Origin of the sequence: Prevotella disiens, assembly GCF_900454955.1 — a bacterium.
Lineage (GTDB): Bacteria > Bacteroidota > Bacteroidia > Bacteroidales > Bacteroidaceae > Prevotella > Prevotella disiens.
The window spans coordinates 1105468-1130510 of sequence record NZ_UGTL01000001.1 but is presented as its reverse complement, the minus strand read 5'-3'; the positions used below and the strand labels follow the sequence as shown (position 1 = coordinate 1130510).

20 protein-coding genes are annotated in these 25043 nt (G+C 37.8%); 15 read left to right on the top strand and 5 right to left on the bottom strand.

What is annotated here, in order from left to right:
• Nucleotides 1-19: 19 nt before the first annotated feature.
• The 3 genes from DYI03_RS04990 (at nucleotide 20) to DYI03_RS04980 (ending at nucleotide 3799) form a co-directional block, all read left to right on the top strand.
• Nucleotides 20-775 carry a LicD family protein gene (locus DYI03_RS04990; protein WP_242401789.1) on the top strand — a complete coding sequence of 252 codons (756 nt, stop codon included), beginning with the start codon at nucleotides 20-22 and terminating at the stop codon, nucleotides 773-775.
• A 25-nt stretch (nucleotides 776-800) separates the two neighbouring features.
• Complete coding sequence (locus DYI03_RS04985; RefSeq protein ID WP_021668510.1) at nucleotides 801-2615, top strand: aminotransferase class I/II-fold pyridoxal phosphate-dependent enzyme; 1815 nt, start codon at nucleotides 801-803, stop codon at nucleotides 2613-2615.
• A 74-nt stretch (nucleotides 2616-2689) separates the two neighbouring features.
• On the top strand, nucleotides 2690-3799 hold the full coding sequence (locus DYI03_RS04980; RefSeq protein ID WP_004357467.1) for an MraY family glycosyltransferase: 1110 nt from the start codon (nucleotides 2690-2692) through the stop codon (nucleotides 3797-3799).
• Nucleotides 3800-3959: 160 nt separating this feature from the next.
• On the opposite strand, the gene DYI03_RS04975 is transcribed toward DYI03_RS04980, so the two are convergent.
• Together DYI03_RS04975 and DYI03_RS04970 are read right to left on the bottom strand one after the other, a co-directional pair.
• A complete protein-coding gene (locus DYI03_RS04975) occupies nucleotides 3960-4400 on the bottom strand; it encodes a lipocalin-like domain-containing protein (protein WP_004357125.1) in 441 nt (146 codons plus the stop codon).
• Between the two features lie 12 nt (nucleotides 4401-4412).
• Nucleotides 4413-5996: a capsule assembly Wzi family protein gene (locus tag DYI03_RS04970; RefSeq protein WP_021668509.1), complete on the bottom strand. Its 1584-nt coding sequence runs from the start codon at nucleotides 5994-5996 to the stop codon at nucleotides 4413-4415.
• A gap of 218 nt (nucleotides 5997-6214) precedes the next feature.
• Between DYI03_RS04970 and DYI03_RS04965 the strand changes: the two genes are divergently transcribed.
• Genes DYI03_RS04965 through DYI03_RS04950 form a run of 4 tightly spaced genes read left to right on the top strand, consistent with a single transcriptional unit; the run spans nucleotide 6215 to nucleotide 13593 of the window.
• On the top strand, nucleotides 6215-7822 hold the full coding sequence (locus DYI03_RS04965) for a CTP synthase (RefSeq protein ID WP_021668508.1): 1608 nt from the start codon (nucleotides 6215-6217) through the stop codon (nucleotides 7820-7822).
• A gap of 2 nt (nucleotides 7823-7824) precedes the next feature.
• A complete protein-coding gene (yidC, locus tag DYI03_RS04960) occupies nucleotides 7825-9741 on the top strand; it encodes a membrane protein insertase YidC (protein ID WP_021668507.1) in 1917 nt (638 codons plus the stop codon).
• Between the two features lie 8 nt (nucleotides 9742-9749).
• A complete protein-coding gene (locus tag DYI03_RS04955) occupies nucleotides 9750-11918 on the top strand; it encodes a S9 family peptidase (RefSeq protein ID WP_021668506.1) in 2169 nt (722 codons plus the stop codon).
• 49 nt (nucleotides 11919-11967) lie between these two features.
• Nucleotides 11968-13593, top strand: coding sequence for an MFS transporter (locus tag DYI03_RS04950; protein ID WP_021668505.1), 1626 nt, complete (start codon nucleotides 11968-11970; stop codon nucleotides 13591-13593).
• Between the two features lie 182 nt (nucleotides 13594-13775).
• Here DYI03_RS04950 and DYI03_RS04945 read toward each other — a convergent pair whose 3' ends face one another.
• The gene (locus DYI03_RS04945; protein ID WP_021668504.1) at nucleotides 13776-14477 is read right to left on the bottom strand and encodes an HAD family hydrolase; all 702 of its coding nucleotides are present in this window, start codon (nucleotides 14475-14477) and stop codon (nucleotides 13776-13778) included.
• A 225-nt stretch (nucleotides 14478-14702) separates the two neighbouring features.
• Here DYI03_RS04945 and DYI03_RS13415 point away from each other — a divergent pair, with 225 nt between their 5' ends.
• The 6 genes from DYI03_RS13415 (at nucleotide 14703) to ahpF (ending at nucleotide 21038) form a co-directional block, all read left to right on the top strand.
• On the top strand, nucleotides 14703-14840 hold the full coding sequence (locus DYI03_RS13415) for a hypothetical protein (protein ID WP_021668503.1): 138 nt from the start codon (nucleotides 14703-14705) through the stop codon (nucleotides 14838-14840).
• Nucleotides 14841-14978: 138 nt separating this feature from the next.
• Nucleotides 14979-15314, top strand: a complete 336-nt coding sequence (locus tag DYI03_RS04940) for a hypothetical protein (protein ID WP_021668502.1) — start codon at nucleotides 14979-14981, stop codon at nucleotides 15312-15314.
• 158 nt (nucleotides 15315-15472) lie between these two features.
• Nucleotides 15473-16396, top strand: coding sequence for a hydrogen peroxide-inducible genes activator (locus DYI03_RS04935; RefSeq protein ID WP_021668501.1), 924 nt, complete (start codon nucleotides 15473-15475; stop codon nucleotides 16394-16396).
• A 314-nt stretch (nucleotides 16397-16710) separates the two neighbouring features.
• Nucleotides 16711-18018 carry a phosphopyruvate hydratase gene (gene eno / locus DYI03_RS04930; RefSeq protein ID WP_021668500.1) on the top strand — a complete coding sequence of 436 codons (1308 nt, stop codon included), beginning with the start codon at nucleotides 16711-16713 and terminating at the stop codon, nucleotides 18016-18018.
• Nucleotides 18019-18722: 704 nt separating this feature from the next.
• Nucleotides 18723-19289 (top strand): alkyl hydroperoxide reductase subunit C, encoded by a 567-nt coding sequence (ahpC, locus tag DYI03_RS04925; RefSeq protein ID WP_004357246.1) that lies wholly within the window; start codon nucleotides 18723-18725, stop codon nucleotides 19287-19289.
• 189 nt (nucleotides 19290-19478) lie between these two features.
• Nucleotides 19479-21038 (top strand): alkyl hydroperoxide reductase subunit F, encoded by a 1560-nt coding sequence (ahpF, locus tag DYI03_RS04920; protein WP_021668499.1) that lies wholly within the window; start codon nucleotides 19479-19481, stop codon nucleotides 21036-21038.
• 303 nt (nucleotides 21039-21341) lie between these two features.
• Here ahpF and DYI03_RS04915 read toward each other — a convergent pair whose 3' ends face one another.
• A complete protein-coding gene (locus DYI03_RS04915) occupies nucleotides 21342-22280 on the bottom strand; it encodes a ribose-phosphate pyrophosphokinase (protein WP_021668498.1) in 939 nt (312 codons plus the stop codon).
• Nucleotides 22281-22314: 34 nt separating this feature from the next.
• The gene (locus DYI03_RS04910) at nucleotides 22315-22923 is read right to left on the bottom strand and encodes a thiamine phosphate synthase (RefSeq protein WP_025064422.1); all 609 of its coding nucleotides are present in this window, start codon (nucleotides 22921-22923) and stop codon (nucleotides 22315-22317) included.
• A gap of 68 nt (nucleotides 22924-22991) precedes the next feature.
• Here DYI03_RS04910 and nspC point away from each other — a divergent pair, with 68 nt between their 5' ends.
• Nucleotides 22992-24155 (top strand): carboxynorspermidine decarboxylase, encoded by a 1164-nt coding sequence (gene nspC, locus DYI03_RS04905; RefSeq protein ID WP_004357469.1) that lies wholly within the window; start codon nucleotides 22992-22994, stop codon nucleotides 24153-24155.
• Nucleotides 24156-24273: 118 nt separating this feature from the next.
• Entirely contained in the window at nucleotides 24274-24921 is a 648-nt protein-coding gene (locus DYI03_RS04900) for a DnaJ domain-containing protein (RefSeq protein ID WP_004357568.1), read from the top strand.
• Nucleotides 24922-25043 lie beyond the last annotated feature (122 nt).

Genomic DNA, 25043 nt, shown 5'->3' with positions numbered 1-25043 from the left:
GTTGGTCATTTTGCATATAATGAAAGATATTGATGCGCTTTGTGCCAAAAACAATATCGAATATAGCCTAAACGGAGGCAGTGCTATCGGTGCTATACGTCATAAAGGTTTCATTCCATGGGACGACGATTTGGATATACAAATGACACCTACCAATTATAAGAAATTTATCAAAGTGTGTAGAGAGCAACTTGATAAAGAAAAATATTATTTTGCAGAAGGTACAGTGGATTGGCCACTCGATTTTTGCAAAATAAAACTACGTGGCACAAAGATGATTGAGGCCGAAGGTTATGGTGGGAAAGAAAATGAATTAGGAATATTTGTTGATATTTTTCGTGTCGATGGTGCTGCGCCTACTAAAATAGGAAGATATTGGCAATATTTTTGTGCAAAATATAGAACAGCTTATCTTATTAATCAACGTGGATATAATTCTGCTTCTCTCCTAAAAAAGATAGTAATGTTCCTTTCTTTTCCACAAAAATTCAAGCCTATCCGCAATTTTTTCAAACATGAAAAAGAAAAATATGATGGTGAAGAAACAGGTTATTATGGACTTCTATCTGAATATACAAAAGTAAACCATTGCTTTTTTCCAAAACATATTTTTACGAATGGCACTATAAAAGTAGATTTTGAAGATACTAAATTGTCTATTTTAAAAGAATATGATGCTTATTTAAAGCAAGTTTTTGGCAATTATATGCAACTCCCTCCTTTAGAAAAACAAGTTTGTGAACATCACAACGGAGTAGATTTTGGTCAGTATTAAATAGCGGTAAAAGATTTCAAAGAAAATGCAAGCAATAATTTTAGCAGCAGGAATGGGTCGCCGTCTTGGCGAAATAACAAAAGAAAATACAAAATGTATGCTTTCTATTAATGGTAAACGCTTAATAGATAGAACATTGGAACAATTAGCAAATAATGGCATACAAAAAGTTATCATTGTTGTTGGCTATAGCGCAAAAAATCTTATTGAACATATTGGAAACCGATATGAAAAGTTTTTTGATATAGAATTTATTAACAATCCGATATTTGATAAAACAAACAACATCTATTCGCTTGCACTTGCAAAAGAGAAGATGATTGAAGACGATACCATTCTTTTTGAATCTGATTTAATATACGAAGAAAGTGTCTTGCAAATGGCTATTGAAAGCCCCTACCCTAACCTCGCATTGGTTTCTAAATGGGAATCATGGATGGACGGAACAGTTGTACAAATTGATGAACAATATAATATTATTAATTTCATCAATAAAAAGGCTTTCAGCTACAGAGATGCAGAAACTTATTATAAAACGGTCAATATCTACAAATTCAGCAAAGAATTTTCTAAACAAAAATATATTCCTTTTTTAAATGCTTATTGTGAAGCACAAGGAAATAATGAATATTACGAACAAGTATTGCGTGTAATAGCATTTCTCAACTCTCAAGATGTAAAGGCATTACCTATTGGTAATAAGAAATGGTACGAAATTGATGATATTCAAGATAAGGATATTGCAGAAACAATTTTTGCCAACAATGATGACGAACAACTTGCAAAAATGAATAAACGCTATGGTGGTTATTGGCGTTTTCCACAATTATTAGATTACTGTTACCTGGTAAATCCTTACTTTCCACCTAAACGAATGCTGGAAGAAATGCGTGCCAACTTTGACACACTCCTCACTGAATATCCTTCAGGAATGGGTGTAAACTCCTTGCTTGCAGGAAAATATTTTGGTATCAAACAAGAATATATAGTAGTAGGAAATGGTGCTGCCGAACTTATAAAAAGTCTTTTGGAAAGAAATATAGGCAAAATAGGTATTGTACTTCCTACTTTTGAGGAATATCCTAATCGATATTCTAAAGAAGACATCATTGCTTTTGTCCCTGACAACAAGGATTGTGCTTATAATTCATCGGATTTAATAAAGTTTTATGATAATAAACCTATAAAAACTTTGCTTCTTATCAATCCTGACAACCCTTCGGGCAATTTTATTCCAAAGAAAGAAGTTTTAGAATTAGCAGAATGGACAAAAAATAAAGGTATCAAATTTATTGTTGATGAATCTTTTGTTGATTTCTCCGATGACTTTCGCAACAATTCACTTCTTGATAACGCTACACTCAGCACATATAAGCATCTTTTTGTTATGAAAAGTATTTCAAAATCATATGGTGTTCCAGGTTTGCGCTTAGGCATTTTGGCAAGTTCTGATACCCAAACCATTGATTACATAAAGAAAGATGTAAGTATATGGAATATCAATTCATTTGCTGAATTTTATATGCAAATATTTAACAAATACAGCAGTGTCTATGATGCAGCCTGCGAATGTTTCATTGCAGAACGCACTCGCTTTGCAAAACGATTGGAAGAAATAAATTGGCTTCGAGTAATTCCTTCGCAAGCCAACTATTTCCTTTGTGAAGTTAAAACGCCTCATACATCAGCCGAAATAACAAAACGACTTTTAAAAGAGCATTCTATACTTATCAAAGATTGTAATAGCAAGCAATCGTTAGAAAACAAAAATTTTATACGAATAGCAATTAGAAACGAAATAGATAACGAACAGCTTATTAAAGCTTTTAAACAGCTGTAAAATTTTAACAAATATAAAAATACTTAAATTCGTATTTTTAGTAACTTTACAGGCGCATTTAAATAAAATAAGAAATGAAAATTTACATACTAATTAGTCTTTTAGCCTTTACTTTGAGCATCACATGCGGCTTTATCTTCATTCCCCGCATTCTGAACTTTTGCAAAAATAGGAACCTATACGATATACCTAATCAACGAAAAGTTCATAAAAATGCCATTCCACGATTGGGTGGCGTATCATTTTTGCCGAGTATGCTGATTGCTACGATTATAGCTTTATTGGCTTGGTCGTATACCAACGATGGAAAGAAAATAGAAATTAGCCCTTGGACTATCTATTTTGCTTTGGGATTGTTTATCATTTACGCCATAGGACTGATAGATGATGTTTTTGGAGTAAGTGCGAAAAAGAAGTTTTTAGCACAGATTTTTGTTTCATCGCTCCCTCCTATCGCTTGGCTTTATATCAATAATTTTTATGGCTTTCTGGGCATTGAGCAAGTTTCATTTTGGGTTGGTGCGCCGCTAACGGTGTTTATTTTGGTTTTCATCATGAACGCTATCAATCTTATTGATGGCATTGATGGCTTATCGGCAGGACTTTCGCTCATTGCCCTCGTCGGTTTCTTCTATTGTTTTTTTAGTGAAAGCATTTGGATTTATAGCATTTTAATTGCTGGACTCATTGGTGTGCTTATTCCATTCCTTTATTATAATGTATTTGGAGATGCAGAAAAAGGTCAAAAAATATTCATGGGCGATTCTGGTTCTTTGACTTTAGGTTATATATTGGGTATTCTTTTGGTAAAATTTAGCATGGATACTCCTTTGGTGAAAGATTACAAAAGAGTATCAATATTCTTAGCTATGACGCTGATGATGGTACCAGTATTCGATGTTTGCAGAGTGGTCATCGTTAGAAAGTTGCATGGACATAATATTTTTCAACCTGATAAGAATCATATTCACCATAAATTTATGCGTGCAGGCTTAACCCAACACCAATCGTTAGCTGCAATTTTAGGCATGGCAATTACCTTTATCGTATTGAATGTATCGCTATACTCAATTTTTGATACAACCATTTTAATTTTGGGAGATATTGTGATTTACACACTTTTTCATCTTTTACTATTGAATCGATGGATTAGGAAAAACAAACAATTGCCTTTTATGGAATAAAGGAACGAAGAAATAAACAACAATTATTTTATACGAAAAACGAGAGCAGCGCTCTTGAAATGGAAATAGGCTCTTTCGGATTATAAAACACCTTGTTTTACACTCCAAAAGAGCCTATATTATTTTGGGAACCAATAAATTAAAACCGAAGACCTATTGCTTAGAACTTTTTAAAGTACAATTTGTAGGTTTCAGTAGCCAAAGTTAATTCCTTTTTACCTTTCGCAAATTCAATGGTGAATGTAGTATTCATTGCATTGATGCCATAGAACGCAAGTAAAGTTGGTTCTGTCAAAGGCTTATCACCATGATCACGGTCGTAGAGATAAGGATTGTTAAGCTCTAAAATACTGCCATTCAAGTTGTAATGATACAAGATGCGTGGTTGCGTACCGATTTTATCTTCTATCTGTAACAACTTAGCTTGAAACGACCAGAATATTTGTTTTTCAGCAACATCAACTGTTTGTCCATTCTGCTCCATTGCTGTGCATTTCCACATTCCTTCTAAATCGCCAGGAGTGTTATCAGTATCTAACGAACAACTGGTAATACCGAGCATTGCAAGCAAAGAAAAAAGAAGTTTAATATATTTTTTCATTGTACGATATACTTAGAAAATTCCACTTTTTGAGATTGTAAATTGAAAGCCATAGTTTATTCCGCCCAATATAGCACCGAAATCCATGCCGTAAGCAGCTTTCAAACTTATTCCATTGAGCCACTTATGGGATATACTATGCAGTAAATAAGACGTTTCAGCCAATAAACTCACGTTGTGATGCTTGTCGTTGTAAGGTCTATTATAAGTGCCTAAACCTTCTTGATAGGTTGCAAGAAATCGCCAATTAAGGTATTCGTTTGGAGTTCCAGCCAATCCTAAATGATAAGCCACGAAGCGATTGTCTTTAAAACTAATCGTTCCGTCCTCATTATAGATAGGTGAGCGGAAGAGAGGGTTGCCCATTGCTTGCCCCCAATGTTGGTTGCCCGTGTAAATATAATGATTATAGAAATTGTCTTGACCACCAATATGGTCAGCAATAGTAATGGTATGGTCATGGTAAATTGGACCGCTTTGATATTTTGTGTACATATATTCCAATACGATTGAATTCAACCAACTATCTTGACGATACTTATATTCAAATCCAATGAGCCAATCTTTCAAGTCATAAACCAAATATTTATGCTTTTTCTTTTGTTGCCATTCTTCACCTTCACCATAACCATCATAATCTAATTGAAACATAGCCGAATGGTCTTCGAAGTATTTGTCAGCATAAAGGGCATAACTTTTTGTTTCGCCATCGTATTGCAGACGAGCCAACCACGAGCCTAATTGATTGCCTTCTGCATTTTGATAAGTTATTTCAGTTACATCAGCACCACCAGGAATAAAGGCATTCCAAAAAGCTTGAAAGTTATTATGCCCTTTTAAAGTTTCCATCTGCCCGTCAGAAGTAGGTCGATAAGCAGTACCACCAAAGGTTGAAACCATTTCTAATCCTATTTGTAAAGACCAAGGAGAGAACACTTCTTCATTGCCAATCTTTAAAAATCCAGATTTAGAATGGTAAAGCACATCATCAGCATATTTGCTTTGCTTATTGGTAAAATCGTGTTGCCAATTTTGGTCTGTCATCTTTCCATATGCCAGATGCCCCTTGAAATGAAACCAACCATTGCCAAAAGGCAGTGTCCAATAGTTTGGTAAAGATAAACGAACCTGTGGAACGGGGCGAGCATTAATACCTAACGTTTGAGAACCTGTACTTAAAAGATTGTTTTTCAACTCCATAGGTTGCTCTTTCGCACCAATTGTCAATGCGCCATGAAGCCAACGCCCCTCGATATAGGCTTGTTGAACAACAAAATTTGATGTATAATTTAGTGGAGCCGCTATATCAATACCATAGCCAATCCCCCATTTCCGTCCCTCATCAACAGAAAGTGGACGCTCTATTGCTGTGCGAAAATAGCCATTTGTCTTATCCAATGAACTCAATCCAAACTTATTGGCATTAAGCCACAAAGGCGTTTTCGTATTAGAAAAACTACCTTGCGTCTCAACTTTGTAATTTATAGCCTTAAAAACACGAGCTTTCACTGTATCTTTCTGCACTTGCACGTCATATTGAGCAAACATGGGCATGCTGATAAGCAATACAGAAAAAGCGAAAAAAAGTCTTTTCATTTTTATTTTTTATGTAGATATTTGGTGCAAAAATACATATTTTTTTAGTAATAACGATAAAAAAGTACCAACATAATTAAAACTCTGTCAAATTAAAATATTTTCCTTAGGGACATAAGAAAAAACAAGTTTATTAAGGCGGTATTCACAGATTTTTACTATCTTTGCAAGTTGAAAGTTAGTAGACTGTAAAAACAATAAAATTAAAAGATATAATCGTGACTGAGACAAAGTATATTTTCGTAACAGGCGGCGTTGTTTCCTCTCTTGGAAAGGGAATTATATCATCGTCAATTGGTAAACTTCTTCAAGCAAGAGGTTACAATATTACCATTCAAAAGTTTGACCCCTATATCAATATCGACCCGGGTACGCTGAATCCGTATGAACACGGAGAGTGTTATGTAACGGTCGATGGTATGGAGACAGACTTAGATTTAGGTCATTACGAAAGATTCACAGGTATTCAGACCACAAAAGCCAACTCGATGACAACTGGACGCATCTATAAAAGTGTTATTGACAAGGAAAGACGTGGCGACTACTTGGGTAAAACCATTCAAGTTGTACCACATATTACCGATGAAATAAAGCGTAATATCAAGCTATTGGGTCAAAAATACCATTACGACTTTGTCATTACAGAGATAGGTGGAACCATTGGTGATATTGAATCAGCACCATTCCTTGAGGCAATACGCCAAATGAAATGGGAATTGGGCAAACGAGCCATTAACCTTCACCTTACTTATGTGCCTTATTTAAAAGCAGCAGGCGAAGTAAAGACAAAGCCAACACAACATAGCGTAAAAGAATTGCAAAGTGTTGGAATACAGCCTGACATATTAGTTTTGCGTACTGATGAGCATCTTGAAGATGACATTCGCAAGAAAGTGGCTGCATTCTGCAATGTTGATTTGGATTGTGTGGTGCAAAGCGAAAACTTGCCAAGCATCTACGAAGTGCCTATTAATATGCAAGAACAAGGACTTGACGCAGCTATTTTGCGCAAATGTGGCGAAGAAGTGAAGCCTACACCTGAATTGGGACCATGGAAAGCTTTCCTTGACAAATTAAATAAAGCCACAAAAGAAGTTCATATAGGATTGGTTGGCAAATATGATTTGCAAGATGCTTACAAAAGTATTCGTGAAGGATTGCTCCAAGCAGGTACTTACAATGACCATAAAACCCAACTCCATTTCGTTAATTCAGAACATCTGACTGACGAAAACATCGCAGAAGAAATGAAAGGACTTGACGGCGTAGTCATTTGTCCAGGCTTCGGTCAACGCGGAATTGAAGGAAAATTGGTTGCGATTAAATACACCAGAACCCACAATATACCAACATTTGGTATTTGTTTAGGCATGCAAATGATGGTAATCGAGTTTGCCCGCAATGTTTTAGGCTACTCCGATGCGAACTCACGCGAGATGGACGAAAAGACTATCCATAACGTTATTGACATTATGGAAGAACAAAAGAACATCACCAATATGGGTGGCACAATGCGTCTTGGTGCTTACGAATGTGTTTTGCGCCAAAACTCACATGTTTTCAATATTTATAAAGCAGAGCATATACAAGAACGTCATCGCCACAGATACGAATTTAACAACAATTTTGAAAAAGAATTTGAACGTAACGGCATGATGTGCGTGGGTAGAAATCCAGAAAGCGACTTGGTAGAAATAGTAGAAATACCTTCGCTTAAATGGTTTATAGGAACACAATTCCACCCTGAGTATCAATCAACTGTACTCAAACCACACCCTCTTTTCCTCAATTTCATTAAGACAGCAATAGAAAATAAGAAAAAATAAGAATGGATAAAAATACTATCGCAGGGTTTGCACTTATTGCCCTCGTTCTATTTGGTTTCGCATGGTGGCAGCAACCTTCTGAAAAAGAACTTGCTCAACAACGTACAGAGTTTGTAAAAGACTCTATAGCCAATGCAAAAAAAATTGCAAAACAAAAAAAGGAAGTAGCACAAACTGCCAATAAAACCATTGCAGCTAATGCCGATACAACAGCTTTATTCTATGCTGCCGCAAATGGAACAGCACAAAATATTGTTCTGAAGAATAATAAAGTAGAATTAACCCTCAATACCAAGGGAGGCGTTGTTAGACAAGCGATTATAAAAGGCTATACGGGACACAACGTAACCAGTAAAGACCGAAAAACAGACAAGCAAGATGTTACACTTTTCAGTGGGGCTGACCAAGAATTAAACTTTATCTTGGCAACAAAGCAAGATAACATCGAAACAAAAAACATGTATTTCACACCTTCAAATGTTACCGACTCTACGGTAACCCTTACTGCTACGGACAAGAGCGGTAAGACATTGGTGTTGGACTACAAACTAAAATCACCTTATTTGCTTAGTTTGAACATCAAGGCAACAGGTATGAATGGATTGTTCAAGCCAGGTGAAAACCAACTACTTATTGATTGGCAAGAAAAATGTAAGCAACAAGAATTGGGTTATACCTTTGAAAATCGTTACGCCACACTTACATACAAAGAGAGCGAAGGTAGTACCGATTATTTAAGTGAAACAAAAGAAGATGAAAAAGCTACGGAAGAAAGACTTGATTGGGTAGCTTTTAAAAACCAATTCTTCTCAGCTGTAATGATTTCTAAAGATGGTTTTGCAACAGGAGCAAAACTAAAAAGTATACCACAACAGAAAGAATCACATTATCTCAAGCAATATCATGCAAGCATGAATACTGCTTTCGACCCAACAGGAGCAAAAGCTTCACAATTTGAATTCTACTTTGGTCCTAATGATTTCCGCTTACTTCAAAGCGTAGAGAATCAAAGTACATTTGGGAAAAGCCTTGATATGCAACGCCTTGTATATCTTGGTTGGCCATTATTCCGCATTATCAACCGTTGGTTTACTATCTATGTTTTCGATTGGCTGAGCAAATTATTCCCGATGGGCGTAGTACTTATACTCATTACTTTACTCTTGAAGTTTATTACCTTCCCGATGGTAAAGAAAAGCTACATGAGTTCAGCTAAAATGCGCGTATTAAAGCCAAAACTTGACGAAGCAACAAAACAATACAATAAGCCTGAAGACCAAATACAAAAGCAACAAGCCATGATGCAGATGTATTCAGAGTATGGCGTTAGTCCACTTTCAGGTTGTTTGCCTATGCTTATTCAAATGCCAATTTGGATTGCGATGTTCAATTTCGTGCCAAATGCAATACAACTTCGTGGAGAAAAATTCTTATGGATGGACGATTTGAGTACATTTGACCCTATTATTTCATGGAGTCAGAACCTTTGGCTCATTGGGGACCATATTTCTTTAACATGTATTCTATTCTGTGCTACGAATATCCTTTATTCATGGTTCACTATGCAACAACAGAAAGACCAAATGGTAGGACAACAAGCTGAGCAAATGAAGACGATGCAATGGATGATGTACCTTATGCCAGTATTCTTCTTCTTCATGTTCAACGACTATTCATCAGGTTTGAATTTCTACTATTTCATTTCTCTATTTTTCTCTGCTGCCATTATGTGGACATTACGCAAAACAACAGACGATGAAAAATTGCTGTCAATCTTGGAAGCGCGTAGAGCTGAGAACAAAAAGAATCCTAAAAAGAAAGGCGGATTGGCTGCTCGCATGGCTGCTTTGCAAGAAATGCAACAACAGCAACAAGAGGAACTTAAACGCAAAAGAGAAGAGCTTAACCGAAAAAAATAATAAAATCTATGAACAAAAACATCTCATTAACAATTGCAACTGCATTGATTATGAACAGTGGAGCAGCATTGGCACAGAATGTCAATATTGGAAAGAGCAATGTTACGCTTAAAAGCGACATTATGACCCCTGAAACGATGTGGGAAATGGGTCGTGTTGGAAGTGCGAAAGCAAATCCTGACGGTAGTAAAATCATTTATCAAGTGGGTTATTATAGCGTTAAAGAAAATAGAGGACACCAAGTTCTTTACATTATGGACGCTAACGGAAAGAACGCAAAATTGTTGACAACATCAGCTAAAAGCGAGACCAGCGCAGAATGGCTTAATAACAATACTATCGCATTTATGTCAGGAGGACAAGTTTGGACGATGGATAGTAACGGGGGAAATAGAAAGCAAATTTCAAATTCTGAAATTGAAATTGAAGGTTTTGCTTTCTCTCCTGATAGAAAACAAGTTGTGCTTTTAAAGAGCATTCCTTATTATGGCTCTATCAAGAAGAACCCTGACGACCTTCCAAAGACAACTGGCATGGTCGTTACCGATATGAATTATCGCCATTGGGATCACTGTGTACAATCAATTGTTCACCCATTCCTTGCCAATGTTGTAGCTGACGGAAGCATTAACGAAGGCTACGATATATTGGAAGGTGAACCATACGAAAGTCCTTTGGCACCATTTGGTGGCATTGAACAAATAGCATGGAGCAAAGATTCAAAGTCTATTGCTTATACTTGCCGTAAGAAAGAAGGCGTAGATTACGCAACTTCAACCGATGCCGACATTTACCTTTATAATATAGCAAACAAAAAATCAGTCAATCTTTGTAAGCCTGCTGGCTATGTTGCTCCTAAAAAGGATATGACAAAGAGTTTGAGAAATCAAGCTGTTAATAACCAATCAGGTGATTTTAACGTGGGTTATGATGTAAATCCTAAGTTCTCTCCTGACGGAAAGTATATTGCTTGGCAAAGTATGAAGCACGATGGCTACGAAAGCGACCGTAATCGTCTTTGCGTTTACGAACTTGCGACGGGCAAAAAGACTTACGTTAGCGAAGCTTTCGACTCAAACGTTGATAGCTACGTTTGGGCTCCAAACTCTAAAGATTTCTACTTTATTGGTGTTTGGCATGCAGTACAAAATATTTACCAAACCAATCTTAAAGGTGAAGTAAAACAACTTACAGAAGGACAACATGATTATGTAGACGTTTCATTGCTTGGCAATAGCGGTAAAAAATTGCTTGCTATGCGTCAAAGCCACCAAATGCCAACAGAAATTTTTGTCGTGACTCCTTCAAAGAAAGAGAAGATGAGCGAACAAGTTCAGATTAGTTTTGAAAACAAAGCTATTCTCGACCAACTCACAATGGGCAAGTCAGAGGCACGTTGGACAAAAACAACTGACGGGAAAGACTTATTGTATTGGGTAATCACTCCTCCTCATTTCGACCCAAATAAGAAATATCCAGCATTGTTGTACTGCCAAGGTGGTCCACAAAGTCCTGTTTCTCAATTCTGGAGTGTACGTTGGAATTTCCAAATGATGGCAGCAAATGGTTATGTTATCATAGCTCCTAACCGCCGTGGTTTGCCAGGTTTCGGTAGCGAATGGAACGAAAAGGTTAGCCAAGATTGGACAGGTCAATGTATGAAAGACTATCTTTCAGCAATTGATGATGCCGCTAATAATCTCCCTTATGTAGATAAAGACCGCCTCGGTGCCGTTGGTGCATCATTCGGTGGCTTCTCTGTATATTGGTTGGCTGCTAACCACAACAAGCGTTTCAAGGCTTTCATCTCTCACGATGGTGCTTTCAATCTTGAAAGTATGTATACTGACACTGAAGAAGCATGGTTCAGCAATTGGGAATACGATGATGCTTATTGGAACAAAGACCTTACTGATGCTGCAAAACGCACTTACGATTATAGTCCACACAAAATGGTAGACAAATGGGACACTCCTATTCTCTGCATTCATGGCGAAAAGGATTATCGTATCAATGCTAACCAAGGTATGGGTGCATTCAACGCTGCTCGCCTCCGTGGCATTCCAGCAGAATTGCTTTTATTCCCTGATGAAAACCACTGGGTATTGAAACCACAAAATGGTATTCTTTGGCAACGTACATTCTTTAATTGGCTTGACCGCTGGTTGAAGAAGTAACCAACGTTTAATTTTAAAATTGAAACAAAATATTAAAAATATAAATATTATGACAGACCAAATTCAAAAAACTCTTAGAGACTCGGCTGGTGCACGTTGGACTGCCCTTTTGCTTTTGTCTCTTGCAATGTTCTGTTCTTACATTTTTGTGGACATCTTGTCTCCTATTAAAGACTTGATGCTTTCACAACGTGGTTGGGACTCAACAGCATTCGGAACAATGCAAAGTTCTGAAACCTTCCTCAACGTGTTCGTATTCTTCCTCATCTTTGCGGGTATCATTCTCGACAAGATGGGTGTACGCTTCACTGCTCTCCTTTCAGGTGCCGTAATGCTTACAGGTGCTTGTATCAAGTATTATGCCATTAGCGAAAGCTTTATGGGTAGTGGACTTGAAGCATGGTTTACTAACAATTTGAACCATATTCCTTTGTTTGAACAATTAGGTGTTTCTCCTTTCTATGAAGGTATGCCTGCTTCTGCCAAACTTGCTGCCATTGGCTTCATGCTCTTTGGTTGCGGTACAGAAATGGCTGGTATCATGGTTTCTCGTGGTATCGTAAAATGGTTTAAGGGTAAGGAAATGGCGCTTGCTATGGGTTCTGAAATGGCACTTGCTCGTTTGGGTGTTGCTACTTGTATGATTTTCTCACCATTCTTCGCTAAGTTGGGCGGCAACGTTGATGTTTCTCGTTCAGTAGCTTTCGGTGTTGTTCTCATTTGTATCGCTGTAATCATGTTTGTTGTTTACTTCTTCATGGATAAGAAACTCGATTCACAAACAGGCGAAGCTGAAGAACAAGAAGAACCATTTAAAATTAGCGACCTCGGACAGATTCTCAGCAGTATGGGTTTCTGGTTGGTCTCTTTGCTTTGCGTTCTTTATTACTCTGCAATTTTCCCATTCCAAAAGTATGCGGTAAATATGTTGCAATGTAACTTAACTTTCACTCCTGTTGAAGAAGGTTCTTTCTGGGGTTCAACACAAGTAACAATCGTTCAATATGGTGTGATGTTGGTAGTAGCTGCAACCGCTTTCATGTTCAACTTTATGAAGAACAAGAGCGTTAAGTACTCAGTACTTTGCATCTCTATCCTTTCTCTCATTGCTTATTGCTACATGGGTTATATGCGTCAATCAGCTGAATCAATCTTTGCTGTGTTCCCATTGCTAGCTGTAGGTATTACACCTATCCTTGGTAGCTATGTTGACCACAAGGGTAAGGCTGCTTCAATGTTGATTCTTGGTGCTATATTGCTCATTAGCTGCCACCTTACATTTGCCTTTATCCTCCCAATGTTCAAGGGTAACACTATTGGTGGTGTCATCATCGCTTACATGACAATTCTTGTACTCGGTGCTTCTTTCTCACTCGTACCAGCTTCATTGTGGCCAAGTGTGCCAAAGCTCGTAGACCCAAAGATTATTGGTTCAGCTTATGCACTTATTTTCTGGATTCAAAACATTGGTCTTTGGTTGTTCCCATTGCTTATCGGTAAGGTACTCGATAATTCTAATGTAGGTGTAACCGACCCAACAAAGTATGATTACACAAACCCATTGCTCATGCTTGCAGGTCTTGGTGTAGCTGCTTTGGTAATCGGTATTTTCCTCAAGGCTGTTGACAAGAAGAAGGGTCTTGGCTTGGAATTGCCAAATATCACAGAAGAATAAATTTTTATTCAAACTACAATAAAAAAAGACTGAACTCTTACGGGTTCAGTCTTTTTTCATTTTATAGCAAAATTATTGGTTCGAAAATAAAACCTATTGTTTCATAATGAAAAACCCATTGTTTTGACACTCAAAATAGTCTATTTCAAAATTCGGAGATGATGAAACACAGATGGAATGTATCAAAGAATATTTATCAACTCTGAAAAACTTTTTAAAATGACAAGTCTTTCATGTTCATATTCCTCGGCCATTTCATGCTGCCAAAGCGTTTGGGAAGGAAGATAAATAGCTGAACCACCCAATTGCAAGACTGGGTCTATATCGGAACGGAACGAATTGCCTACCATAACTAAGTCTTCAATAGTACAATCAAAACGCTTGCAAAGGTTTAAATATTCTTTTTGAGTTTTATCGGACACTACTATTATTTCATCGAACAACTCCGATAGCCCTGACCGCTTTAGTTTATTCTCTTGGTCTAATAATTCTCCTTTTGTAAACACGATTGTTTTATAGTTGCCTTCCCTTTTCTTCAACGTTTTAAGCGTAGCCACCACATTGGGTAAAGGCGTTGCAGGCATGTTTAATAGTTCCTTTCCTAAAGTCATTATCTCCCCTACTTTCTCAGTTGGTAAACTGCCATGACTTATAGCAATGGCATTCTCTATCAACGATAATATAAATGCTTTACAGCCATAACCCAAACTTGGCATATTGGCACTTTCGATTTTAAAAAGCGAAGCTGAAATATCATCAGGCGAACCATAATCGGATAAGATTGTAGTATATTTTTCTTCCACAACATCAAAATAGGATTGGCAATCCCATAATGTATCATCGGCATCAAAAGCAAGGAGCTTTATTCGTTTCGCATCTATCATACGACAAAATTACAAAATAATTCTCAAAATATAATTGCGTTTTTAGTAAATACTACAATATTTCTGCTACCCTACTCAAAGTTTTTTCTGTTAAATCATAATTATTTTGCCTATTTATTTTATTAGTTAGGATTAACTAACTAATTTTATAGCATCAAATTTAATGCTTATCATTTTAGCATAATGCATCATATAAACATCTGAACGATAGAAAGCAATCATACAATGAATGAAAAAATAGTAACAGCCATCTCACTTTTTTCACGCTTGATTACGGAATCTGAATCAAAAGCAAAAAGTCTTTTTGATGTAAGCGACCTTACCTCTTCACAATTGAACTATCTGAAACAATTGGCGAATTAGGAAATCCTAACGTTACAGAACTTTCTGTGGCATTAGGCGTAAAAAACATCAGTAATAGGGGTTATAGATAAACTAATAACCAAAGGTTGTGTCTACAAAACTCATACCGATAACGACCGCTGTCCCTCTCATTTACACTTGACAGATATAGGTGAGCAACTTAATCAACGCCATATTTATGCCCACGAGAATGCAAAAACAACCACAGAGTTTCCCGAAGAATATCACGATATTATTGAGTTTGGAATCCTTTCCAGCCAAACAAATCCATTTGACCCAATGGAAAAAGCCATTGTAAAACTCGGATATGATTTTCTTGAACATACCGAACATATCCATACAAACGTAAGCATCCAATTTGCACATTTAGGAATTAAAGAAGTTATCACTTCGATTGTAATAGGAGCGTTAACCATAACGTGGTTTGAGCTTTACAAATGGAAGCATAGACGACAAATTAACAACACCCAATAGCAAATAAAGCATTATCATCGCCCATGAACATATTTTAAACAAATTATGTTCATGGGCGAAAAATAAATAATTATCTTTGCACTTGTTGGCAATATCGTTGGGTTCAGCTACATTTTTGCTTTCATACTATTTAAAAGAACAAAGTTTAAATCCGAAACATGACACTTCAACAACTAGAATATGTAATGGCAGTTTACCGATGCAAACATTTTGCAAAGGCAGCCGAATATTGTAACGTTACACAACCTACACTGAGTTCAATGATTCAAAAGCTTGAAGACGAACTTGGAATTAAAATATTCGACCGTAGCAAGCAGCCTATTCACCCAACTGCTGCGGGACAACTTGTCATAGAACGAGCTTGGAACATACTTGTCAGAGCAAAACATCTCAAAGAAATTGTTGAAGAAGAGCGCAAATCTATTACGGGAACGTTCAATGTAGCTATTTTGCCGACAATAGCCCCTTATCTGCTTCCTCGTTTTCTTCCTCAACTCATGAACGAATACCCCGAAATGGATATTCGAGTTACAGAAATGAAGACTGAAGACATTCATAAAGCACTCAAACACGGAGATATTGATGCAGCCATATTAGCCAAACTTGATGGACAAGATGACTTTAAAATGCACCAACTCTACGTTGAAAAGTTCTTCGTTTACGTTTCTAAAAACGATAATTTGTTTAACAAACAAAACATACGCACCACCGATTTAAGTGGCGAATTTCTTTGGTTGCTTGATGAAGGGCATTGTTTCCGCGACCAACTTGTAAAGTTTTGTCATCTAAAATCAGCTGTAAAAAGCAAAAAAGCCTATAATCTTGGTAGCATAGAAACTTTTATGCGAATCGTTGAAAGCGGAAAAGGTGTAACTTTTATTCCCGAATTGGCACTACAACAATTCACCGATGTGCAGAAGGAATTAGTACGACCCTTCGCCCACCCTATTCCAACACGCAGTATCGTTCTTTTAACCCAAAAGAACTACATCAGAACAACCCAATTGCAATTGATTATTGACAGAATTCAAGCATCAATCCCAGCTGAAATGCTCCAATCTGGTAAAATAAAAACATTGTAAGCAACAACAAAAATTTACTGCAAACCCGCCCATAGCGCCCTCTTATTGTATAGTGCAGATTGCAATATACCACTTAGGGGCTGATATGCCATTTGGGTACATGTTATTTTGTGTAAAATCTTCGTCATTTTCAATCTTTTTTTATAATTTTGAACTCGCAAACGTTTTAGGAAACATAACTAACTCATTCGTAAGCAATAGGAAGTTATGAAAGGGATAACCAAATTAAACGTCTGAAAAATAAACATTATCCTCATACTTTAACGTTCAAAAGAAAAAACTTTTTAAATAATATATATACAAAGGTAAAAATTATGAAGATTGAAAAAGTACATGCTCGTGAGATTATCGACTCACGTGGTAACCCTACAGTTGAAGTTGAAGTAACTCTTGAAAATGGTATAATGGGACGTGCAAGCGTACCATCAGGCGCATCTACTGGAGAAAACGAAGCACTTGAACTTCGTGATGGAGACAAAGATCGTTTCTCAGGTAAGGGAGTTTTGAAAGCAGTAGAAAACGTAAACAACATCATTGCTCCTGCATTGAAGGGTTTCTGCGTAACAGAACAACGTGCAATCGACTATAAAATGTTGGAAATCGATGGTACTCCTACAAAGAGTAAGCTCGGTGCTAACGCTATTCTCGGTGTTTCTTTGGCAGTAGCTCAAACAGCTGCAAAGGCTTTGAACATGCCTTTGTATCGTTACATCGGTGGTGCAAATGCTTACACATTGCCAGTTCCTATGATGAACATCATCAATGGCGGTGCTCACTCTGACGCTCCTATTGCTTTCCAAGAGTTTATGATTCGCCCAGTTGGTGCTGCTAACATTCGCGAAGCATTGCGTATGGGTGCTGAAGTGTTCCACACATTGGCTAAGAACTTGAAGAAGCGTGGTCTTTCAACAGCAGTTGGCGATGAAGGTGGTTTCGCTCCTAAGTTCGAAGGCATCAAAGACGCTCTCGATTCTATCATGCAAGCTATCAAGGACGCAGGTTACGAACCAGGCAAGGACATTAAAATTGCTATGGACTGCGCTGCTTCTGAATTTGCAACACAAGAAAATGGCGAATGGTTCTACGACTACAGCAAACTCAAGAATGGTATGCCTAAAGACCCTAATGGTAAAAAGCTTACTGCTGACGAGCAAATTGCTTACTTGGAAGAACTCATTACAGAATATCCTATCGACTCTATCGAAGATGGTCTTGACGAAAACGACTGGGAAAACTGGGTTAAACTTACCGCAAAGATTGGCGACCGTTGCCAATTGGTAGGTGATGACTTGTTCGTAACCAACGTTAAGTTCCTCGAAAAGGGTATCAAGATGGGTGCAGCTAACTCTATTCTTATCAAGGTTAACCAAATTGGTTCTTTGACTGAAACTCTCGAAGCTATCGATATGGCTCACCGTGCAGGCTATACCTCAGTTACTTCACACCGTTCTGGCGAAACTGAAGATACAACAATTGCTGATATTGCTGTTGCAACAAACTCTGGTCAAATCAAGACTGGTTCTATGTCTCGTACAGACCGTATGGCTAAGTACAACCAACTTATCCGTATTGAAGAAGAACTTGGCAGCACAGCTAAGTACGGCTACAAGAAGATTAAGTAAGAAACTTACTTTATCAACATAAAACATAAGGGAATGGACGAAAGTCTGTTCCCTTATTTTATTGTAAAGAGGCGATATTGTTGGATTAAAAGAATAAATGAAGACTCCGTAGAACAAAAATGAGGAATTCTTTTATTTGTTTGTCTGCCTGATTTAGGCGGAAGCAACCTCATTTATATTTCAGCATCAACAAAAACTTGTGCCTTCATTTATAAAGAGTTCACTTCTGATTTCCAAAACCGCCTATTTCGGAGTGCAAAATAGGCTGTTTTGAACATAAAAACAGGCTCTTTTGAAAATGGGATAATATGGTGTTATGCCTCCTACTATAAACTTTGATTGATTTTCCCGATTATAATATCAAGAAAACAAAAGTTTATTTTAAAGTTATAACATTTTGATTTCCAGCAATTTATCCTACTTAATAGATTCTTTCTATTGTTGTATAGATTTTATCTGTTGTCAGCCTAAAAACAAAGTACTATCTTTGCATTGTCAAAAGAAAATAAAGAATAACAAACACCTCATACAACGTATGATATAAAGTGATTTTTAGGTAAAAGATTGTAACGGATACACAAAAGAAAGTTTGCCATAAACTTCTCATAGCAATAGAATTGAAATTTAATAATTAACAGTAACATATCAGAAAGCAGAAGACAGAAAAGTCGGAAGCTACTGAATTAAAAAACAAAACATTTAAAATGGAAACAATTATCAACGCAGCAGCTCCTGAATTTAAGGTTCAGGCATACCAAAACGGTGAATTTAGAACAGTATCAAACGAAGATATTAAAGGTAAATGGGCGATTTTCTTCTTCTACCCAGCTGACTTTACATTCGTTTGCCCTACCGAACTTGTAGACCTTGCAGGCAAGTACGAAGAGTTGAAAGGCATGGGCGTAGAAGTATTCTCAGTAAGTTGTGATACTCATTTCGTACACAAGGCTTGGGCAGACGCTTCAGATAGCATCAAGAAAATCAATTATACCATGCTTGCCGACCCTCTCGGAGTATTGGCAAAGGGTTTCGGTGTTTACAAAGAAGACGAAGGTTTGGCTTATCGTGGTACATTCGTTATCGACCCAGAAGGCAAGGTTAAGTTGGCTGAAATGCAAGACAATAGCATCGGACGTAATGCTGACGAACTTGTTCGCAAGGTTAAAGCAGCTCAATTCGTAGCCTCTCACCCTGGTGAAGTTTGCCCAGCAAAGTGGAACGAAGGTGCTGAAACTATCAAACCAAGCATCGACCTCGTTGGTAAAATTTAAAACATAAAGTTTAATCCTATCCTTGCTCATAGCCCATAAGTATGATAGAAAACTATTAGCAAGAGGATTAAGATTTTACACAATACATTATGAATTATCCCTCGCTTTCCTACTATCCAATTTCCTTATGGAAATAATGGTAAAGAAGAAAAGTGAGGGATTTTTTATTAACTAATGACATCACATTTTATGTTAGACCAGAATATATTAGAACAAGTAAAAGGCATATTTGCGTCCCTAAACTCGAATATAACCCTTGATGCTACGTTCCAAAATAATGATAAAAAGGCAGAAGAACTGAAGGAATTTCTCAATGACTTTGCTTCTACTTCTGAAAAATTGTCTGTTCAATTCACAGAAAAGGGTAATGCTCAGTTGCAATTTAGTTTACTAAAAGACAATAAAGAAACAGGTATTACCTTCCGAGGCATACCCAATGGACACGAATTTACTTCACTATTATTAGCAGTTCTCAATACTGACGGACAAGGGAAAAACTTCCCTGACGAAATGATTCAAAGCAGAATTAAAGCATTAAAGGGAAACATTAAACTAAAAACATACGTTTCATTGACTTGTACCAACTGTCCTGACGTCGTCCAAGCACTCAACCTCATGTCGCTTATCAACCCAAATATCAAACACGAAATGGTTGATGGGGGCATTTATCAACAAGAAATAAGCGATTTAAACATACAAGGCGTACCAGCAGTTTACTGTAATGAAGAATCATTACATATCGGTCGTGGCGATTTGGGCATGCTTTTGCAAGAATTAGAAGACAGAGTAGGCAGCGAAACCATTGAAAACGAGGAACCAATAGAACGCCAATATGACGTAATGGTTATTGGAGGCGGACCCGCAGGTGTCTCTGCTGCTATCTATTCTGCTCGCAAAGGATTGAAAGTAGGCTTAATAGCAGAGCGTATTGGTGGACAAGTAAACGACACAACGGGCATTCAAAATCTTATTTCGGTGCCACAAACAAACGGAACACAATTGGCTGCCGACTTAAAAAGCCACTTATCCGATTACCCAATCGACTTGTTTGAGCATCGCAAAATAGCAAGCGTAGAACTAAAAGACAAGCTAAAAAGTATCCATGTAAAGGGTGGAGAAGTTTTCAAAGCACCAGCTGTAATCATCGCAACAGGCGCAAATTGGCGTAGATTGAACGTTGGCGACGAAGCGAAATACATCGGACATGGCATTCATTTCTGCCAACACTGCGATGGTCCATTCTATAAAGGAAAAAATGTTGCCGTCATTGGCGGCGGAAACTCAGGACTTGAAGCAGCCATTGACTTAGCAGGAATTTGTAAAAACGTTACCGTTTTCGAGTTTGGCGACACCCTTCGTGCCGACACAATATTGCAAGAAAAAGCAGCAACAATGCCAAATCTTACAATCATAAAGAATGCACAAACCACCAATGTGAAGGGTGATGGCACTAAACTCACAGCCTTAACCGTTAAAAACCGATTAACAGAGGAAGAAAAAGATTATGCCTTTGACGGCGTTTTCGTACAAATTGGTCTTGCAGCCAATAGCGACCCATTCAAAAAAGACTTAGAACTCACACCAAGACAAGAAATAAAAGTTGATGAATTTTGCCGCACTTCCCTTCCAGGCGTATATGCCGCAGGCGATGTAACTAATGTTCCATACAAACAAATCGTAATTGCCATGGGCGAAGGAGCAAAAGCTGCGCTCTCAGCATTCGACGACCGTTTGCGAGGCATCATCTAAAAAGTAAGCTTCCCCAACAAAACAACACGATAAAACGTCGAACACTATCCCCATAGAAAGACGATAACGAACGCAATAGATGAACAGCAGTTTCCCATAGGGAAACTGCAGTACAATCACAAGAGGACTGCCATAGAACAATGCTAATAGAAATAGAACAGATAGAGGGATAACGACAAAACAAAAGAATGAGCGCATCATTATAAACATTAGCCCACACAACACAAAAGAACCATAGCAACTCTAAAAACAGAGTTTAGCTATGGCTCTTTTCTATCTTATAATAATCTAATTTCTAACGTTCTATACCAAATATTGGTCAGAAATACTTTCATTTTTTACAACACGAAGAATCGTTTCAGCAAACATATCAGCAACAGAAATTTGCTTTACTTTTGAACATCTGTCAGTATAAGGAATAGAATCAGTGAAAACCAACTCTTCCAAAGCAGAAACATCGACACGTTCGTTAGCAGGACCACTCATAACACAGTGTGATGCACAAGCACGAACACTCTTAGCACCAGCCTTTTTCATAATATCAGCAGCCTTCGACATCGTACCTGCGGTATCCACCATATCATCAACGATAACAACATTCTTATCCTTTACATCACCAATAATCTGCATTGTAGCAACTTCATTGGCACGTGCGCGAGTCTTATTGCAAAGCACCAATGGACAGCCAAGGTACTTAGCGTATGTATTAGCACGCTTAGAACCACCCACATCAGGACTGGCAATTACCATATCCTTTAAGCGTAAACTCTGCAAATAAGGCAGTAACACACCACTTGCATAAAGGTGGTCAACAGGAACATCGAAGAAACCTTGAATCTGATCAGCGTGTAAATCCATCGTAATCAGACGGTCGATACCTGCAACACTCAATAAATCGGCAACCAATTTAGCACCAATGCTAACACGTGGCTTGTCTTTTCTATCCTGACGCGCCCAACCAAAATATGGTATTACAGCAATGATGTTACGAGCTGATGCACGTTTCGCAGCGTCAATCATCAGGAGTAACTCCATTAAATTGTCAGAATTTGGGAATGTACTTTGCACAAGAAATACGTCCTTACCGCGGATACTCTGTTCGTATGACACGGCAAATTCTCCGTCAGAGAAACGTGTCATAACTGAATTTCCTAAAGGACAATTCAAGCTTGCACAAATTTTTTCTGCTAAGTATCTCGTTTTTGTTCCCGAGAATACTAAAAAAGAGTTTTCTTCACTCATCTTTAATAGTTATTAAATATAGGGGTTATGTTGATTATTCTGTTGCTTGTCGAAGTTGATGAAAGTAGTTTAATATTCCTTTGAAATCGGTATCAGCACGCAAATCAATCTTATTCCAAAAATCATTGCCCACTACTACTCCTCCAAAACCATAGTTTTTTAACTCTGGTATACGTTCTAATGTTACTCCTCCCATTGCATATACATGTTTACCAAGCCTTCCTTGCTTCTTGAGTTCAGTAAGTTCCATACTTGATAACACAGGGGTTTTCGTTGCATCACTACTATCTTCATAAACATTTTTAAGGATAACATAATCAGAATTCTTACGCATTTCTTTTAAAAGCATTGAGTTCTTACATGTTCTTCCTATCTGTCCTTTGTAGCCAATTGGTGGTTCTACCTCTAAATTATCCAGATGAATGCCCGCCAACGACAACTTTTTCGCCATATCGAAGTGTTGATAAACAATAATGTACTTGTGATATTTGGTTGGAATAAGCATCAATAGTCGTTCAAGATACAAAGACGATTCATCTGTCTTCGAGATGTGCAGATTTTCAAGTCCCGCCTCGAAGAGTAGCGTTAATATCTTGTCTTCCTCCACAAAATACGTGGATTTAGTCATGACGACCAATTTCATACCCATTATTTTGGTGCAAAGGTAGATATTATTTCCGAGTTTCACAAACTTTTCTGTATATTTGCAGAATGAAAATTAACGCATTAACATTCGAAGAACTGCATCGCCCCACTTATATATTAGAAGAGGCGAAATTGCGAAACAACTTGTCGCTGATTTCAAAAGTTGCGAAAGAAGCCGATATAGAAATCATATTGGCTTTTAAGGCATACGCACTTTGGCGAACGTTTCCTATTTTTCGTGAATATATCAAGGCTACTACAGCCTCATCACTATACGAAGCGAAGTTAGGTTTTCAAGAATTTGGCGCTCCCACCCATACTTTTTCGCCTGCTTATACCGATTACGAAATTGACGAAATAGCGCGTTGTTCGTCGCATTTAGTTTTCAATTCGCTTTCTCAATACAACCGTTTCCATGCGCATATCAAGCAAATTAATAAGGAAACGAGCATCGGATTACGCGTAAACCCTGAATATTCCGAAGTGGAAACCTTACTATATAATCCTTGCGCACCAGGCACTCGCTTTGGTGTTTCTGCCGATAAACTCCCTAAAACTTTGCCAAACGACATTGAAGGATTCCATGTTCATTGCCATTGCGAGAATGGTAGCGATGTATTTGAACGCACCTTAGCCCACATAGAACAGAAGTTTTCGCCTTGGTTTAGCCAAATAAAGTGGATTAATTTTGGGGGCGGACACCTCATGACTCGTAAGGATTATGACATTCCACGCCTTATCAAACTGTTGAAAACCTTTAAGGAAAAATATCCGTGGCTAAAGGTTATCTTAGAGCCAGGCAGTGCTTTTGCATGGCAAACGGGATCTCTTGTTGCTCAAATTGTTGATATTGTGGAAGATAAAGGTATACAAACTGCTATTCTCAATGTTAGCTTTACTTGCCACATGCCCGATTGTTTGGAAATGCCCTACCAACCTACTGTGCGCAATGCAGCTTGTGTTGAGGAGATCGAACAACATGCTACCAACACTTATCGCTTAGGTGGTAACAGTTGTTTGAGTGGCGATTGGTTGGGTTATTGGCACTTTGACCATGCGTTAGAGATTGGTGAGAACATTATTTTCGAGGATATGCTCCATTACACGACCGTTAAAACAAATATGTTCAATGGCATTACCCACCCTGGCATAGCCCTACTCCACCCAAATAACGAGTTGGAAATTTTGCGCCAATATGCTTACGAAGATTACAAACAGCGCATGGATTAACTGCAAAACAATCGTTTTATATGACAATTTACTGCCAAAATGATAAAAAACGTTGCTATGGCATATATTTTGCTTATGAAATAGTGGAATAAAAAAAATAAGCAGGAGGAAAATAAAAATGGCATTTGTAGATTATTATAAAATATTAGGCGTAAAGAAGGATATTCCGCAGAAAGATGTTCGTGCGGCTTATCGTAAGCGTGCGAAGCAATTTCACCCCGACCTACACCCTAACGATGCAAAAGCAAAGGCTAAATTTCAAGCATTGTCAGAGGCTTACGAAGTCATTGGCGACCCTGACAAGCGTGCGAAATACGATAAATATGGCGAACAGTGGCGCAATGCCGAAGCCTACGAAAACTTTGGTGGCGGCAGACAAGGTGGCTACAACACATCGTTCGAGGGCTTTGACTTCGGAAGTATGGGAGGCGGATTCAGTAGTTTCTTCCAAGACTTGTTTGGGGGTGGCACTCGTGGCAGCTATCGCCGTCAAAGCAATTACACAAACACCGCTCCACAAGCGCAAGAGAAGGAAATCAACATCGACATGTACACGGCTTTGCTCGGTGGCGAGGTGGTTGTACAACTTCCAGAAGGCAAAAAGGTGAAACTAAAAGTAAAACCTTACACGCAAAACGGAACAAAAGTCAGACTCAAAGCTACTGCCCAGCGCAGCGAAATCATCTTAAAATATAATGTGAAGCTGCCTACTGTTTTGACAGAAAACCAAAAAGAACATCTCACAAAGATGCGTGATAATCTTTGATGAAAATTGTTTCAAAAAAAGAAACCTATTGTTTTGAAACGCAAAACCTATTGTTTTGCGGCTCAAAACAATAGGTTTTTCATTTTAAAGAATATATGCTCATTTCAGGGATAGGATATTTC